Origin of the sequence: Mycobacterium sp. JS623 (assembly GCF_000328565.1) — a bacterium.
In the GTDB taxonomy this organism is placed as follows: domain Bacteria; phylum Actinomycetota; class Actinomycetes; order Mycobacteriales; family Mycobacteriaceae; genus Mycobacterium.
This window is the reverse complement of record NC_019966.1, coordinates 508071-522330: the sequence shown is the minus strand read 5'-3', so window position 1 is coordinate 522330 and position 14260 is coordinate 508071. Positions and strand designations below refer to the sequence as shown.

The window sequence follows — 14260 nt, the reverse complement described above, 5'->3', positions numbered from 1 at the left end:
GACAATTGGTCTAGCGAATTGCCGACCTGCCGACACGTTCTCCAGTGGAGATGCGCGCGCGTAATCCCCTGCGCTAGGCTGCTGTCCGATCAGTGAGGAGCTTTGGGTGCCGGCTTTTGCAGCGCCCGACACCCAGGCTTTGCGGGGCTGGCAGCGTCGGGCATTGGTGCGGTATCTCGGCGCCAAGCCACGCGATTTCCTGGCCGTTGCCACCCCCGGCGCAGGCAAGACGGCGTTTGCCCTGCGCATCGCCGGGGAGCTGCTGGCCGACGGCACCGTCGAGCGAATCACGGTCGTCGTGCCCACCGAACACCTCAAGACGCAGTGGGCGCAGGCAGCCGCGAGGGTCGGCATTGCGCTGGATCCCAAGTTCTCGAATTCGTCGGCGCAGACGTCGTCGGAGTACCACGGCGTCGTCGTCACCTATGCCCAGGTGGCCAGCCACCCGACCCGGCACCGGGTGCGCACCGAGAACTACCGGACCCTTGTCATCTTCGACGAGATCCACCACGGCGGCGACGCGAAGAGTTGGGGCGACGCCATCCGCGAGGCCTACGCCGATGCGACGCGGCGGCTGGCGCTGACGGGTACGCCGTTCCGTAGCGACGACAGCCCGATCCCGTTCGTCACCTACGAGCCCGACGGCGACGGGCTGATGCGCTCGCAGGCCGACCACTCCTACGGGTATGCAGAGGCGTTGGCCGACGGTGTCGTGCGGCCTGTCGTGTTCCTGGCCTACTCGGGCGAGGCCCGGTGGCGCGACAGCGCGGGCGAGGAACACGCGGCACGGCTCGGCGAGCCGCTGACCGCCGAGCAGACGGCCCGCGCGTGGCGAACCGCTTTGAATCCTGCGGGTGAGTGGATGCCCGCGGTGATCGCCGCCGCGGACAAGCGGCTGCAGCAGAAGCGCCAACACGTCCCAGACGCCGGCGGCATGGTCATCGCGTCGGATCAGACCGCCGCGCGCGCCTACGCCGAATTGCTCACCAAAATCACCGGTGAGGCGCCGACGGTCGTGCTTTCCGACGACCCAGGGTCCTCGGACCGCATCAGCCAGTTCTCGGCTGGGACGAGCCGCTGGCTGGTCGCGGTGCGGATGGTCTCCGAAGGCGTCGACGTGCCACGGCTCGCCGTGGGTGTGTACGCGACGAGCGCGTCGACGCCGCTGTTCTTCGCGCAGGCGGTCGGACGCTTCGTCCGGACCCGCCAACCCGGTGAGACGGCGAGCATCTTCTTGCCGTCGGTACCCAATCTGCTGCTGCTGGCCAGCGAGATGGAAGCGCAGCGCAACCACGTGCTCGGCAAGCCGCATCGGGAGTCCGACGGCCTCGACGATGACCTGCTTGCGGACGCCGCGAAGCAGAAAGACGAGTCCAGCGATACGGATACCCGCTACGAGATGCTAGGTGCCGACGCCGAGCTTGATCAGGTGATCTTCGATGGCTCGTCGTTCGGTACCGCTACACCCGCGGGCAGTGAAGAGGAGGCCGACTACCTCGGTATCCCGGGCCTGCTCGACGCGGAACAGATGCGAGACCTGTTGCGGCGCAGGCAAGAAGAGCAACTCACCAAGAGAACGGCCAGCGGTGAGGTGCCGCGGCCGTCAACGCACGGGCAGTTGCGCGAGCTGCGTCGCGAGCTCAACACGCTGGTGTCGGTGGCCCACCACCGTACCGGCAAGCCGCACGGCTGGATCCATAAGGAGTTGCGTCGGATCTGCGGCGGTCCGCCGATCGCCGCGGCGACGACCGATCAGCTCAAGGCCCGCATCGAAGCGGTGCGCACACTGCAGGCCTAGAGGAGGCCCCGCTGAGGTCGGGTACGTCGACACCCTGATCCTGGAGAAATGAACCTACGTCGGGGAGGGCGCTGCCGCTGTGGATTTCGCCGGCGCCCCCATCGGGTGAGGCAGCGCCACACCGGCTGTGAATCCGCCGACGTCCGCGGGACCGTCGGTGTAGTGAGGTTCGGCCGAACCAGCTGACAAAGATGTCAAGCGCGCTCGCGTCGGGCGCAGTCGGATTCGTGACCGACTCGGGGATGTCTTGCGGCGTCACCGGGTTTGAGACAGGTGCGCCAAGTTCTTCAGTGACCTGGTGAGATGATCACGGGGGAACGGCGGGAACCCGATGTGGTCGCGTGTCTGCTGCGGCACCGCGGACCAGTCGTAGATCAACGTGACCGCCGTTTCGCCCGGCCCTACGGGCTCGAGGTCGTAGCGCCAGACCCAGCCACCGAATTCGAGGTGGGCGTCGTCGGGGCCCTGGCCAGGCTGCCAGGCGATGGCTCGGGGCGGGTCGAATGCCTCGATCCGGTTCGCCATTTCGTAATCCTTGTTCGGATGGTTGGGGTGGTACATGGCCATCCTGAAGACTTGACCTTCTTCGGTGATCGGCTTGCCGCCCAGCGACTCCCGCACCCAACCGGTGCCGTCGATCGCCTGATGGGTCGACGGGTCGGCCAGCACGTCGAAGACGTCTTGGGCCGGCGCCTGGATTGTGAGGGTGGCAGTCATGCGTTCTTCAGTCATGTGATTACAGACTCTCAGCTTCGAGATAAGTAATCGCGAAAACCGGCAATCCCGCATACGTTTTCCTCGTGCCAGCCGACGCCCCGACCATCCTTGCGACCAGCGGCGGCTTCCGGGAAGGCCAACGCACCCGTTGGGAGTTCAGCGAGCTGACCGAATATGCGATCGAGTTGGCCGGAGTTTCGGGACGGGCGCCGCGGCTGTGTTTCGTGGCGACCGCGGTCGGCGACAATCCCACCGTGCTGCACTGGCTCATCGACGCTGCACAGGCGCGGGGGTTCCACGCTTCGCATCTGACGCTGTTTCCGATGCCCAACGTCGATGACATCACCGCGCATCTGCTCGACCACGACGTGGTGTGGGTGTTCGGCGGCAGCGTCGCGGGTCTGCTGGCGATGTGGCGGCTGCACGGCGTCGACACCGCGATGCGAACCGCGTGGCAGGCCGGCGTGGTGCTCACCGGCATCTCCGCGGGATCGATCTGCTGGCACGTCGGCGGCACCACGGACTCATTCGGGCCTGAGCTTCGGCCCGTCACAGACGGGCTTGGGCTGGTGCCGTACTCGAACGGTGTGCACTACGACTCCGAACCGCAGCGCCGTCCGCTGTTTCAACGTCTGATCGCGGATGGCGCGCTGCCTGCCGGTTACGCCACTGACGACGGGGCCGGTATCCTCTACCGCGGCACCGACTTCGTCGAAGCCGTCAGCGAAAGAGACTGCGCCGCAGCATATTTCGTCGATGACGCCAAGGAGTCTCGACTCGAAACGCGTCGGCTTTAAAGCCCGAGCCAACTTAGTTGTTCTCGGCGACGATCTCGACGATGCGCCCATCAATCGCATTGCGCTGAGGAGTTTCCGCGGTGCGCGGCCGCGATGCGCGAGGGCCGCTTGACCGCGGTACGCAGCTGGTTGACCGTGGCCACCGCCGCCAACTGCGCGTAATGCTCATCAGATCCCTCGGCTGCCCGTGCGGCGATGACGCCGACCTGATCCAGCGACAGCGCGGCCGCCGACGAAAAACGGCCACCAACGCGTCGGCTCTAAAGCCCGAGCAACTCCGGCAGGTCGGCGACCGAATCGATCACGTGATTGGGTTGCATCGCGAATTCGTCTGCGGCCCAACGATCCAGCGTGTCCTGGCGGAACTTACCCGTGCGCACCAACACCCCGGTCATCCCGACCACCTGAGCGGCCAACACGTCGTTGTTGAGATCGTCGCCGATCATGTACATCTCGTCGGGGTCGACGCCGAGTCGGCTGGCGGCCGCGAGAAAACCCTCTGGCGCGGGCTTGCCGACCGCGGTGGCCTTGCGTCCGGACGTCTCCTCCATCCCGATCAGGTACATGCCGGTGTCGACGCGCAACCCGTCGGTGGTGGTCCACGCGGTGCTGCGGTGCATGGCGACCACCGGCACGCCTTGCGCCATCCAGTCGTACACCCACGACAGCGTCAGATGGCTGTACTCCGGCCCGGCCCCGCCAAGCAGCACTACATCGGGCGTCTCCGGGGCCGCCGGCCCGGTGAAGTCGCTCGAGTACGCGATGTCGATGCCGGGCATGTCCTCGGCGATCTGCCCGCTGTTGACCAGGAAGCACCGCGCGTCGGGATAGCGGTTGCGGACATACTGCGCGGTGAGTACCGCCGCGGTGATGACCTCGTCGGCGCGCACCGCCATGCCTGCCTCGGTGAGAAGTTCGGCGATCTGCACGCGCGTCCGGGTCGTGGTGTTGGTCAGGTATGAGCATGCAATCTGGTTGTCGGACAACGTCCGCAGGGTCTCGGCGGCGCCCGCGATCGGCTTCCACGACGTCACCAGGACGCCGTCGATGTCGAACAGCACACCACCGATTGCCATGGCCCGACAGTAAACGGCAAACGAATCAGCGCAACTCGGGGCTAGCCGAACTGCGCGAAGTACGGTCGGTGAGGCTTGCGCTTCTCGACCAGGATGAAGACCACACCCCACGGATCGGCGAACCACGTGGTGCGCACTCCTGCGATGTCGGCGATCCCGTCGACCAGGAAGCGAACTCCCCTGTCCTCCAACGTCTTCCGGGTCGCAGCGACGTCGTCGCAAATCAAGCCGATATGTGAGAGCCCAGGGTCGGCGAGGCCGGCGCGACCCGTCCCGCTGCCGTCGGCGCGCAGATACTCGATGACTTCGAGCACGCGGTCACCGCCGTCGCCGAAGCCCAGAATCGCGGCCTTCATCGCCGGATCGGCCAACAACTCGCCCATGTCGGCGCGAATCGCGTCGCCGTCCATCACATACGGCGGCGATAGCACCGTAAATCCCAGCATGTCGCGGTAATAGGCCACCGCGGCCTCGCAGTCGGGAACGCACACGCCGGTGTGTGCCAGGGCCGTGATCATGCGCTTGATTCTGGCAGGACCGCGCCGTGGCAGGGCTGTCCCGGGTGACCGGATCCGATGGAGCGTCGTGGACGGTACGCAGGCGCGCTGGTTTCCGTGGCGTCGGGCGCTGTCGCTTCGCACGAACTGTCCACGCAGATTCAGCGCGGCGAACTGGTCGCCGAACCTGTCAAGTCCTAGCCCAGGCGTTGTCGGCGACCCACGGCGATGCGCTCGCTGCGATCGTCCACGCCAACTCAGCAGGAACATCGATCACCCGATAGCTCTTCACCCCCGCCGCCGTGGCGGCGATCAACGTCGCGACGCCAGCGCGGCGCTGCAGCAGCGTTTGGCGCACCGTCCAGCCGATGATGCCCGCCGCGGCGATGCAGTCGCGTCGCCGATCCAGGCTGCCCGCCCGCGCCACCAACCAGTCGGCGTCCACCCGATGCCCCAGCGCCCGCGACCGGTCGAGCGCCAGCAACGCGCAGCACACCGTCACCACCGCCCACATCGGCCACAGCCAGACGGACGCCGGCAGCGCGACCATCGCGATCAGCAACACCGCAGGCAGCGCCAATGCTCGGGTCCAGCGTCTGCGCGTCGCCGCCGCGCCATGCGCGCGCAGCGGACCGTTGACCGCATCCGGCCTCGCGATCAGCCCCGACAGCACGTCCTCGGCCGTCGCTCGCGGGCAAGGCGGCAGCAGCAGCGACGCCTCGCCCGCCCGGCCGACGCCCGTCATCACAGCATCCAGCCGGGCGCCCCCGAACATCCGCACCAACAGCGGCTCACGCAAAGTGCCACCCCGCAACCGGCGCATATCGAAGGTCTGTTCGCGCAGCCTGAGCAGGCCATGCTCGAGGTGCAGCAGTTCGGCGTCTCGACGCAGCACCAAGTTTCCGTAGGTCATCAGCGACCGCAGCACCGACAACACCACCGAAGCAACGAGCACCACGACCGACGCCACGATCAGGCTCGCCGCGACCCCGAAGCGCTCCGCCGCCTCCACCCCGGACCGGGCCAGCCGCGAATTCTGCAGTGCCACACCGGCACCCGCCTGATACACCACCCCCACCGCAGCCGTGATCATCGCCAGCCCGGTGAAACTCAGCGGGCTGTAGCGCAGCCAGGACGGCTGCCAACGCGCCAACTCACCGCCCGGCGCATCCAGTTCGGTAGGCGCAAGCGAATCGGCCAGCAGTATGGCGCGCAGGCGTGGCACTTGTCCGGCCTCGACCGCATCGAGCGCGAATACCGTGTCGCCCCTTGCCTCCTTACCCGTGCCCAGCCGCAGAACGGTCAACCCGAGCAGTCGGTGCAACAATCGCGCATCGGTCGACACCGAGCGAATCCTATTGCGCGGCACCGAAAGCACCTTGCGCTGAAGGACACCCGTACGCAGCCGCACTTCTTCGGCCTCGATCCGGTATGTGGTGGTGAACCAGCGCGCCACGCCATAGCCGACGACGAGCGCGAGCCCAAATAGTGTCCACAGCGGATTGCCGGTGGCCGATCCGAGCACCACCGATCCAATCAGCAGCGGTATCTGGCGCAGCACCTCATGGACAGGATGCACCAGCAGCATGCGGGGGCTGAGCCGTTGCCACGCCTGCCCGGCGGGGCCCGTCACGTCGCGTCCTCGCCGCCGAGCGCCGCGATATCGGTCAACTGCGCGACAACCCGGTCTGCCACATCGGAATCCAGCGCGACGATTCGCACCGCGCCCGCCGACGACGCCGTCGTCACCGTCACATTGGCCAGCCCGAACAACTGGTCCAGCGGGCCGCGTTCGGTGTCGACGGTCTGCACCCGCGAGATCGGCGCGATCCGGCGCTCCTGCACCAGCCACCCCGTCCGGGTGTACACCGCCTTGGTGTCAATGTCCCAGCGGTGCACGCGGTATCGCCACGCCGGCACGACGCCGACGAACAGCGCGATGCCCGAAACCGTGGCGGCGGCCGCGACAACATGCACCCCCGGTAATCGCGGACTGATCACGAACCACACCAGCTGGCCCGCTGCCAGCATCAACCATGGGATCGCCGCACCGATCGCCCAGACCAGCGGAGCCTTGCGGCTCGGCGGATTGGCCGGCTCAACCAGTTCGACTGCTCGCATCCCCACGACAACGAAACTAGCCGCCAGCTGCTGAGTATGTTGAGGCCATGAGCAACAAGTGGACCGCGGCCGACGTGCCCGATCAAACCGGCCGGGTCGCCGTCGTGACAGGCGCGAATTCCGGCCTCGGCTTCGACACCGCGGCGGTATTGGCGGACAAGGGTGCCCACGTCGTGCTTGCGGTGCGCAATCTCGACAAGGGCAAGGAGGCCGCGGATCGGATCACGTCGAAAAGCCCTAACGCCGTGGTCAGTCTGCAGGAGCTGGACCTGACGTCCTTGGACAGCGTGCGTACGGCCGCCGATCAGCTGCGCGCCGACTACCCCCGTATCGATCTGCTGATCAACAACGCCGGCGTGATGTACGTGCCGACGCGCGAGAGCACCAAAGACGGCTTCGAGATGCAGCTCGGCACCAACCATCTCGGCGCCTTCGCGCTGACCGGTCAGCTGCTCGACAACATGCTGCCTGTCGAAGGGTCGCGCGTTATCGCGGTCAGTAGCGTCGGCCACCGCATCCTGGCCCGGATTCATTTCGACGATTTGCAGTTGGAACGCAAGTACAACCGCGTCGAGGCCTACGGACAGTCGAAACTCGCGAACCTGCTGTTCACCTACGAGCTGCAGCGGCGGCTGGCCGCCAAGGGCACCCCGACGATCGCCGCGGCCGCCCATCCCGGTTTCTCCGACACCGAGCTCATGCGGCACCTGCCCGGTTTCATCCCTGACTTCATCTGGCGTGCCTTGACCCAGCCGGCAGACATGGGTGCGCTGCCGATCCTGCGCGCGGCCACCGACCCCAACGTGCAGGGCGGCCAGTATTACGGGCCCGATGGCATCGGCGAAGTGCGAGGACACCCGAAAGTCGTTGAGTCCAGCGCACAGTCGCATGACGAGGGTCTTCAGCGGCGGCTGTGGACGGTGTCCGAAGAGCTCACCGGCGTGACGTTCCCCGTCTGATGCGCACCGTCGACGAACACCGGCGCGTTGTCGCCGGCCTGATCAAGCCAAAGCCGTCGGTCACCTTGCCGCTCGCCGACACACTCGGCCTCGTCCTTGCCGACGATGTGGTTGCGCCACTATCGCTGCCGGGGTTCGACAACTCGGCGATGGACGGTTATGCCGTCGTGGCGGACGACGTCGCTGCCGCGACACCCGAACAGCCCGTGCTGCTGCCCGTGGCCGAGGACATCCCCGCCGGCCGTACTGACCCGCTCACCCTGAAACCCGGTACGGCACACCGCATCATGACCGGCGCGCCGCTGCCGGCAGGAGCAACGGCGGTGGTCCCGGTCGAGGCCACTGACGGTGCCACCGACACGGTGTCCATCCGCGCGAGCGCCAGGGACGGTCAGCATGTCCGTCGCGCCGGTGAGGATGTCACGGCAGGCACGACGGTGCTGCGAGCGGGCCAGTTGCTCACGCCTGCGGCGCTTGGTCTCGCGGCGGCGTTGGGCTTGGGTGAGCTGAAAGTCGTTGCACCGCAACGGGTCTTGGTGATGTCCACCGGCACCGAGTTGGTGCCCCCCGGTACGCCGTTGCAGCCGGGCCAGATCTACGAGTCCAACGCGGTGATGCTGGCCGCAGCCGTGCGTGACGCGGGCGCCGTCGTGGTTGCCGAGCCGATGGTCGGCGACGACGTCGCCGCCTTCCGCGACGCACTAGATCGCCACACAGGTGATGCCGACCTGATCATCACGACGGGCGGCGTCAGCGCGGGGGCGTACGAAGTGGTCAAGGACTCACTCGGAGCCGGAGGACCCGCGACATCGGGCCAGGGCGGCGATGTCCAGTTCGTCAAGGTGGCGATGCAGCCGGGCATGCCGCAGGGCGCCGGTTCGGTGAATGGCATACCGATCATCACGCTGCCCGGCAATCCGGTCAGCGCGCTGGTGTCGTTCGAGGTGTTCATCCGCGAACCGCTGCGCGCCGCGATGGGACTGCCGAATCCCGACCGGCCGCGGCGCACGGCGGTCCTGGCTGAGGACCTGACCTCGCCGCGGGGCAAGCGTCAGTTCCGGCGCGGGGTGCTCGACCGCGAGGCGGGCACGGTCACCAGCTACGGCCCGCCGGCGTCCCATCATCTGCGCTGGCTGGCCTCGGCCAATTGCCTGCTGGAAATCGACGAGGACGTCGCCGAGGTCGCCGCCGGGTCGACGGTGCACGTGTGGGACTTGGCCTAAGCCCTCTCGGCGAAACGGGCCGCCCGTAGAATCGCTGCACGATGGCCAGACGCCCCGACCTCAAATCCGGCCCTGAGCGGCTCGCGGCGCTGGTGCGCACCACTATTCCGCCGATGCACTCTGCAGGGCTGCCGTTCGTTGGCGCCAGTCTCGCGCTCGCCGCGCTGGGACGTAGGCGCCCGTGGTTGCGCCGCGCCGGCCTGGCGTCGGCGGCCGCGAATGCCGCGTTCTTCCGGCATCCGCGGCGCGTGCCACCCACGCGACCGGGCCTCATTGTCGCGCCTGCGGACGGACTCATCTGCCTCATCGAGGAGGCGCTGCCCCCTGCCGAACTCGGGCTGCCCCCAACGCCGTTGCCGCGCATCAGCATCTTCCTGTCGATCTTCGACGCCCACGTGCAGCGGGCGCCGATCAGCGGCGAGGTGGTTTCGGTCGTGCACCGGCCTGGGGCGTTCGGCTCAGCCGAACTCGAGGCCGCCAGCGAGGACAACGAACGCAACAGCGTGCTGATCCGCACCGCCGACGGCGCCGACGTGATCGCCGTGCAGATCGCCGGCCTGGTGGCGCGGCGCATCGTGTGCGAGGCCAAGGTCGGCGACAAGCTGACCATCGGCGACACCTACGGCCTGATCCGGTACGGGTCGCGGTTGGACACGTACCTGCCCGCAGGCTCAAACATCCTGGTGTCCACGGGGCAGCGGGCACTGGCTGGCGAAACAGTATTGGCCGAGCTGTCGTGAAACCGCGCATCAAGGCGCCCGTCGTGAGCCTGCGCATCCTGCCAAGCGCCATGACGGTGGCAGCCATCTGCCTCGGGTTGACGTCGGTGAAGATGGCGCTGGACAACCGCCCGACCGAGGCGATGGCGTTTCTGGCGGTGGCCGCGATCCTCGACGCGCTCGATGGTCGCATCGCCAGGATTCTGAAGGTCGCCTCGCGGATGGGTGAGGAGATCGACTCGCTGGCCGACGCGGTGAATTTCGGTGTGGCACCGGCATTCATCGTCTACGGCACGCTGCTCTCGCACTCGCGAGGTGGCTGGATCGTGGTGTTGGTCTACTCCGTCTGCATCGTGTTGCGGCTGGCTCGGTTCAACGCGATGCTCGACGTCGACAAGCCCGCCTACGAAAAGGAGTACTTCGTCGGCATGCCGGCGCCGGCGGGCGCGATCGGTGCAATCGGTCCGCTGGCCGCCAAGATGCAGTTCGGCGACGGGTGGTGGACGTCGGAGGCGGCGGTCATCATCTGGATGATTGGCGTCTCGCTGCTGGTGGTCAGCACCCTGCCCATGCGTAAGATTCACACCTTCTCGGTGTCACCAAACATGGTTCCGCTGCTATTGCTCGGGGTGGTCGTCCTGGTGGCGGCGTCAATCTTCTACGGCTACTTGACGATCCTGGCGATCATCGCGGCCTACGTCATTCACATCCCGTTCGCCATCCGTACGCGCCGATTCCTTGCCGAGCATCCAGAAGTGTGGGACGACAAACCCCGACAACAACGTGCGGCGCGACGGGCGATCCGAAGGGCGTCGGGCCCTCAGCGTCGCCGCTCGATGTCGCGGCTTGGCCTGCGCAAGCCGGGCAGGTGAGATGACGCAGACCGAAATGGCGGAGGATCCTCCGCTGGGCCATCTGCGGCTGACTGCTCGCCTGAACACCTCAGCGCTGGACGCGCGCCGCGGCGTCGTCCGGTTACACCCGGAAGCCATTGCAGCCCTTGGTATTCGCGAGTGGGATGCGGTTTCGCTGACCGGCTCGCGTACCACCGCCGCGGTGGCAGGGCTGACACCCGGCGGCACACCGACCGGCACCGCACTGCTTGACGACGTGACGCTGTCCAACGCTGGGCTGCGCGAGGACACTACGGTGATCGTGTCGGCAGTCACCGTCTACGGCGCGCGATCGGTCACCGTGAGCGGGTCAAAGCTTGCCACCCAGTCGATTTCGTCGACGACGCTGCGTCAGGCCCTCCTTGGCAAGGTGATGACCGTTGGCGACACCGTGTCGCTGCTCCCGCGCGATCTCGGCCCCGACATTCCGACCTCGGCGGCTACCGCGGCACTGGCGTCGTCGGTAGGCATCACGTGGACGTCGGAATTACTGACGGTCACCGGTGTCGATCCCGCGGGACCGGTGAGCGTGCAGCCGAATTCGGTGGTGAGTTGGGGCGACGGGGTGGTCGCAACCGCACCCGCAACGGCAGTCCAGCACACGGTGTCCACCCCGAAGAAGACGGCGACGGTCAACATCGACGACCTCAAGGGCTCACATGCCCAAGCCTCGCGGCTCACGGAGTGGCTCAAGCTGGCACTCGACCAGCCTGAACTTCTCGAAACACTCGGCGCCACATCGAATCTCGGTGTCCTGGTGTCCGGCCCTGCCGGCGTTGGCAAGGCCGCGCTCGTGCGTGCCGTTTGTGCCGACCGGCGGCTGGTCGAACTCGACGGCCCCGAGGTGGGAGCGTTACGTGCCGAAGACCGGCTGCAGAGCGTGTCCTCTGCCGTGGCCACCGTGCGCAACGGCGGTGGCGTTCTGCTGATCACGGATATCGATGCGCTGCTGCCAGGCAGCCAGGACAGGCCCGCCGAATCCGTATCAACGCTGATCCTCACCGAGTTGCGCAACGCCGTCGCCACCCGGGGTGTCGCGTTCATCGCGACCTCACAGGCGCCGGACGGGGTCGATCCGCGGCTGCGGGCGCCCGACCTGTGCGACCGCGAGCTGGGGCTGAGCCTGCCCGACGGCGCCGTCCGCAAGCAGTTGCTCGAGGTGCTGCTGCGCGACGTGCCGGCTACCGACCTCAACCTGGACGAAATCGTCGAACGCACACCGGGTTTCGTCGTGGCCGACCTGTCCGCATTGGTACGCGAGGCGGCGTTGCGAGCGGCGGCGAGGGCCAGTGCCGATGGTAAGGCGCCGGTGCTGACGCAGGACGACCTGATGGGCGCGACGACGGTCATCCGGCCGTTGTCGCGATCGGCCACCCAAGAGGTGTCGGTCGGATCGGTGACGCTCGACGACGTCGGCGATATGGCGGAGACCAAGCAGGCGCTCACCGAGGCGGTGCTGTGGCCACTACAGCACCCGGACACCTTTCAGCGGCTGGGCGTAGCGCCGCCGCGCGGTGTTCTGCTGTATGGACCGCCCGGCTGCGGCAAGACGTTTGTGGTACGGGCGCTGGCCAGTTCCGGACGGTTGTCGGTGCACGCCGTCAAGGGCGCCGAGCTGATGGACAAGTGGGTCGGCTCATCGGAAAAGGCTGTGCGCGAACTGTTTCAGCGCGCCCGCGACTCGGCGCCGTCGCTGGTGTTCCTCGACGAGATCGATGCACTCGCGCCACGGCGCGGGCAGAGTTTTGACTCCGGCGTGACGGACCGCGTGGTGGCCGCGCTGCTGACAGAACTCGACGGCATCGAGCCGCTGCGCGACGTGGTCGTGCTTGGTGCGACGAACCGGCCAGATTTGATCGACCCCGCGTTGCTGCGGCCGGGACGACTCGAGAAGCTGGTGTTCGTCGAGCCGCCGGACGCCGAGGCCCGTCGCGAAATACTGCGCACCGCAGGCAAATCCATTCCACTCAGCGACGACGTGGATTTGGATGCGCTAGCCGGGGAGCTGGCTGGCTACAGCGCAGCAGACTGCGTGGCGTTGTTGCGTGAGGCGGCGCTGACCGCAATGCGGCGGTCAATCGATGCGGCCGACGTGACTGCTGCCGACGTCGCGAAGGCGCGAGCAACAGTGCGGCCGTCACTGGACCCGGCGCAGGTCGAGTCGCTGCGCGCGTTCTCGGCCGCGCGCTAACGACGCGCGCCGCGGCGAGCACCGCGAAACTGCAGTTGTTGCGATGTTCACTCGCGGTTTGTCGCAATAACTGCAGTTTCGAGGAGCTGTCGCCTCCGTGGCCCTAGCGAAGCTCTTAGGCTGAGCGAGTGGTGGCTGATATGCCCGTTCGCGTAGTCGCAACTTGGCCAAAGAGTTTCGCGACGGACTGCGAGGCCTACACCAACGCTAAGGCTCGCTTTGTCGAGAAAGCGCTACGACCTCTCGGCTAGCGTTGCCAGCCGCTCGATCGACGCCAACAGTTTGTCTGCCGTGGTGTCACGCGCGCGGGGCAATCGCTTCTCGTCGGTCAGCGCCGACCAATCGTAGATGTGGGTGACCAGCGTCCGTGAGTCGTCCAGAGGTTCGAGTTGCCAGCGCCACAGGTGACCCGGCGGTGGCTTGCCCGGTTCTGAGGGAAGCCACGCGATGAGGCGTCCCTCCTCGAACTCGACGATATGGTTCGTGCGCTCGGCGCCCATGGTCAGCGTCATCGTGAACACGTCGCCCACCGTCCGCACCCGTTGACCGGTCGGCGCTTGCGCCAGGTTGTCGTTGCCATCCCACCGCGGCTGCTGCGACGGGTCGGCGATGAGTTCGAAGATCTTGTCCGCGGGCGCCGCGATCTCGCGGCTCGCGCTGACGACCGTAAGAGTCACATTTCGATTCAACATCATCTTGACAGTGACAAGTTCACCGTGCATAGTCGACCTAGAACTTGTCACTGCCAAGATCGGAGGCCTCCATGACCGCACCAGCCGTCGCGTCCGTTCGAGCCGGCGACCACGACCGTGACCGCACCGCCACGCAGCTGGGCCAGGCACTAGCGCAGGGCTACCTCGCGGTCGACGAATACGACAGTCGGCTGCAGGCCACGTTCGCCGCGCACACCACCGCCGAACTGCGCCGACTCATCGCCGACCTGCCGCTCGCGCAGCTTCGTCGCAACGATCCCCAGCGCCAGGCCGCACGCAGGCGGGCCGCACGGCTCGGGGTGCGCATCCACCTCGGGGTCTACCTCACAATGGTCGTCATCGTGCTCACTGTGTGGCTGGCGGTCGGCCTCGCGGTGGGCGAGTGGTACTTCTGGCCGATCTGGCCCATCCTCGGCGCGGGTATCGGCGTCGCCTCTCACGCCATCCCGGTTCGGTTCGCAACGCCGCGGCTGTGTCACTCGCGCGCAGCGATCTACCGCCGCGGCCAGTTCGACATCATCCGGTAGCCGCTCACTCGCCCACGAGGCCGGATGGT

At 67.2% G+C, this 14260-nt stretch carries 14 protein-coding genes and 1 pseudogene; 8 read left to right on the top strand and 7 right to left on the bottom strand.

Annotated elements, in window-relative coordinates; translation table 11 throughout:
* The first annotated feature begins 106 nt into the window (after positions 1 to 106).
* On the top strand, positions 107 to 1798 hold the full coding sequence (locus MYCSM_RS02355) for a DEAD/DEAH box helicase (protein WP_015304525.1): 1692 nt from the start codon (positions 107 to 109) through the stop codon (positions 1796 to 1798).
* 255 nt (positions 1799 to 2053) lie between these two features.
* On the opposite strand, the gene MYCSM_RS02350 is transcribed toward MYCSM_RS02355, so the two are convergent.
* Positions 2054 to 2530, bottom strand: coding sequence for an SRPBCC family protein (locus MYCSM_RS02350; protein WP_015304524.1), 477 nt, complete (start codon positions 2528 to 2530; stop codon positions 2054 to 2056).
* A 68-nt stretch (positions 2531 to 2598) separates the two neighbouring features.
* Between MYCSM_RS02350 and MYCSM_RS02345 the strand changes: the two genes are divergently transcribed.
* Complete coding sequence (locus MYCSM_RS02345) at positions 2599 to 3312, top strand: peptidase E (RefSeq protein WP_015304523.1); 714 nt, start codon at positions 2599 to 2601, stop codon at positions 3310 to 3312.
* A gap of 95 nt (positions 3313 to 3407) precedes the next feature.
* Here the strand turns inward: MYCSM_RS02345 and MYCSM_RS38005 are convergent.
* From MYCSM_RS38005 to MYCSM_RS02325, 5 genes and pseudogenes are all read right to left on the bottom strand, one after another.
* A pseudogene (locus tag MYCSM_RS38005) lies at positions 3408 to 3533 on the bottom strand (hypothetical protein); the annotation flags it as partial.
* 39 nt (positions 3534 to 3572) lie between these two features.
* The gene (locus tag MYCSM_RS02340) at positions 3573 to 4388 is read right to left on the bottom strand and encodes an HAD-IIA family hydrolase (protein ID WP_015304522.1); all 816 of its coding nucleotides are present in this window, start codon (positions 4386 to 4388) and stop codon (positions 3573 to 3575) included.
* A 41-nt stretch (positions 4389 to 4429) separates the two neighbouring features.
* Positions 4430 to 4906, bottom strand: a complete 477-nt coding sequence (locus MYCSM_RS02335; RefSeq protein ID WP_015304521.1) for a VOC family protein — start codon at positions 4904 to 4906, stop codon at positions 4430 to 4432.
* A gap of 169 nt (positions 4907 to 5075) precedes the next feature.
* Complete coding sequence (locus MYCSM_RS02330; RefSeq protein WP_015304520.1) at positions 5076 to 6518, bottom strand: PH domain-containing protein; 1443 nt, start codon at positions 6516 to 6518, stop codon at positions 5076 to 5078.
* Complete coding sequence (locus tag MYCSM_RS02325; protein WP_015304519.1) at positions 6515 to 7006, bottom strand: PH domain-containing protein; 492 nt, start codon at positions 7004 to 7006, stop codon at positions 6515 to 6517. The genes MYCSM_RS02330 and MYCSM_RS02325 overlap by 4 nt, the downstream gene beginning before the upstream one ends.
* 47 nt (positions 7007 to 7053) lie before the next feature.
* Here MYCSM_RS02325 and MYCSM_RS02320 point away from each other — a divergent pair, with 47 nt between their 5' ends.
* The 5 genes from MYCSM_RS02320 to MYCSM_RS02300 are packed head-to-tail and all read left to right on the top strand — an operon-like array spanning position 7054 to position 12991.
* Complete coding sequence (locus tag MYCSM_RS02320) at positions 7054 to 7965, top strand: SDR family NAD(P)-dependent oxidoreductase (RefSeq protein ID WP_015304518.1); 912 nt, start codon at positions 7054 to 7056, stop codon at positions 7963 to 7965.
* Positions 7965 to 9188 (top strand): molybdopterin molybdotransferase MoeA, encoded by a 1224-nt coding sequence (gene moeA / locus MYCSM_RS02315; RefSeq protein ID WP_015304517.1) that lies wholly within the window; start codon positions 7965 to 7967, stop codon positions 9186 to 9188. The genes MYCSM_RS02320 and moeA overlap by 1 nt, the downstream gene beginning before the upstream one ends.
* 41 nt (positions 9189 to 9229) lie before the next feature.
* Positions 9230 to 9928 carry a phosphatidylserine decarboxylase gene (locus tag MYCSM_RS02310; RefSeq protein WP_015304516.1) on the top strand — a complete coding sequence of 233 codons (699 nt, stop codon included), beginning with the start codon at positions 9230 to 9232 and terminating at the stop codon, positions 9926 to 9928.
* Complete coding sequence (gene pssA / locus MYCSM_RS02305; protein WP_015304515.1) at positions 9925 to 10779, top strand: CDP-diacylglycerol--serine O-phosphatidyltransferase; 855 nt, start codon at positions 9925 to 9927, stop codon at positions 10777 to 10779. Before MYCSM_RS02310 ends, pssA begins: the two co-directional genes overlap by 4 nt.
* Before the next feature lie 16 nt (positions 10780 to 10795).
* Entirely contained in the window at positions 10796 to 12991 is a 2196-nt protein-coding gene (locus MYCSM_RS02300; protein WP_015304514.1) for an AAA family ATPase, read from the top strand.
* A 233-nt stretch (positions 12992 to 13224) separates the two neighbouring features.
* Here the strand turns inward: MYCSM_RS02300 and MYCSM_RS02295 are convergent, their stop codons facing one another.
* Positions 13225 to 13713, bottom strand: a complete 489-nt coding sequence (locus MYCSM_RS02295; protein WP_015304513.1) for an SRPBCC family protein — start codon at positions 13711 to 13713, stop codon at positions 13225 to 13227.
* 41 nt (positions 13714 to 13754) lie between these two features.
* Between MYCSM_RS02295 and MYCSM_RS02290 the strand changes: the two genes are divergently transcribed.
* Positions 13755 to 14231 carry a DUF1707 domain-containing protein gene (locus tag MYCSM_RS02290; RefSeq protein WP_015304512.1) on the top strand — a complete coding sequence of 159 codons (477 nt, stop codon included), beginning with the start codon at positions 13755 to 13757 and terminating at the stop codon, positions 14229 to 14231.
* Positions 14232 to 14260 lie beyond the last annotated feature (29 nt).

Bases quoted from the DNA above. Each gene is read 5' to 3' on its own strand.
- MYCSM_RS02350 (WP_015304524.1), bottom strand. From the start codon at position 2,530: ATGACTGAAGAACGCATGACTGCCACCCTCACAATCCAGGCGCCGGCC.
- MYCSM_RS02340 (WP_015304522.1), bottom strand. From the start codon at position 4,388: ATGGCAATCGGTGGTGTGCTGTTCGACATCGACGGCGTCCTGGTGACG.
- MYCSM_RS02335 (WP_015304521.1), bottom strand. From the start codon at position 4,906: ATGATCACGGCCCTGGCACACACCGGCGTGTGCGTTCCCGACTGCGAG.
- MYCSM_RS02325 (WP_015304519.1), bottom strand. From the start codon at position 7,006: ATGCGAGCAGTCGAACTGGTTGAGCCGGCCAATCCGCCGAGCCGCAAG.
- MYCSM_RS02320 (WP_015304518.1), top strand. From the start codon at position 7,054: ATGAGCAACAAGTGGACCGCGGCCGACGTGCCCGATCAAACCGGCCGG.
- moeA (WP_015304517.1), top strand. From the start codon at position 7,965: ATGCGCACCGTCGACGAACACCGGCGCGTTGTCGCCGGCCTGATCAAG.
- MYCSM_RS02310 (WP_015304516.1), top strand. From the start codon at position 9,230: ATGGCCAGACGCCCCGACCTCAAATCCGGCCCTGAGCGGCTCGCGGCG.
- MYCSM_RS02300 (WP_015304514.1), top strand. From the start codon at position 10,796: ATGGCGGAGGATCCTCCGCTGGGCCATCTGCGGCTGACTGCTCGCCTG.
- MYCSM_RS02295 (WP_015304513.1), bottom strand. From the start codon at position 13,713: ATGCACGGTGAACTTGTCACTGTCAAGATGATGTTGAATCGAAATGTG.
- MYCSM_RS02290 (WP_015304512.1), top strand. From the start codon at position 13,755: ATGACCGCACCAGCCGTCGCGTCCGTTCGAGCCGGCGACCACGACCGT.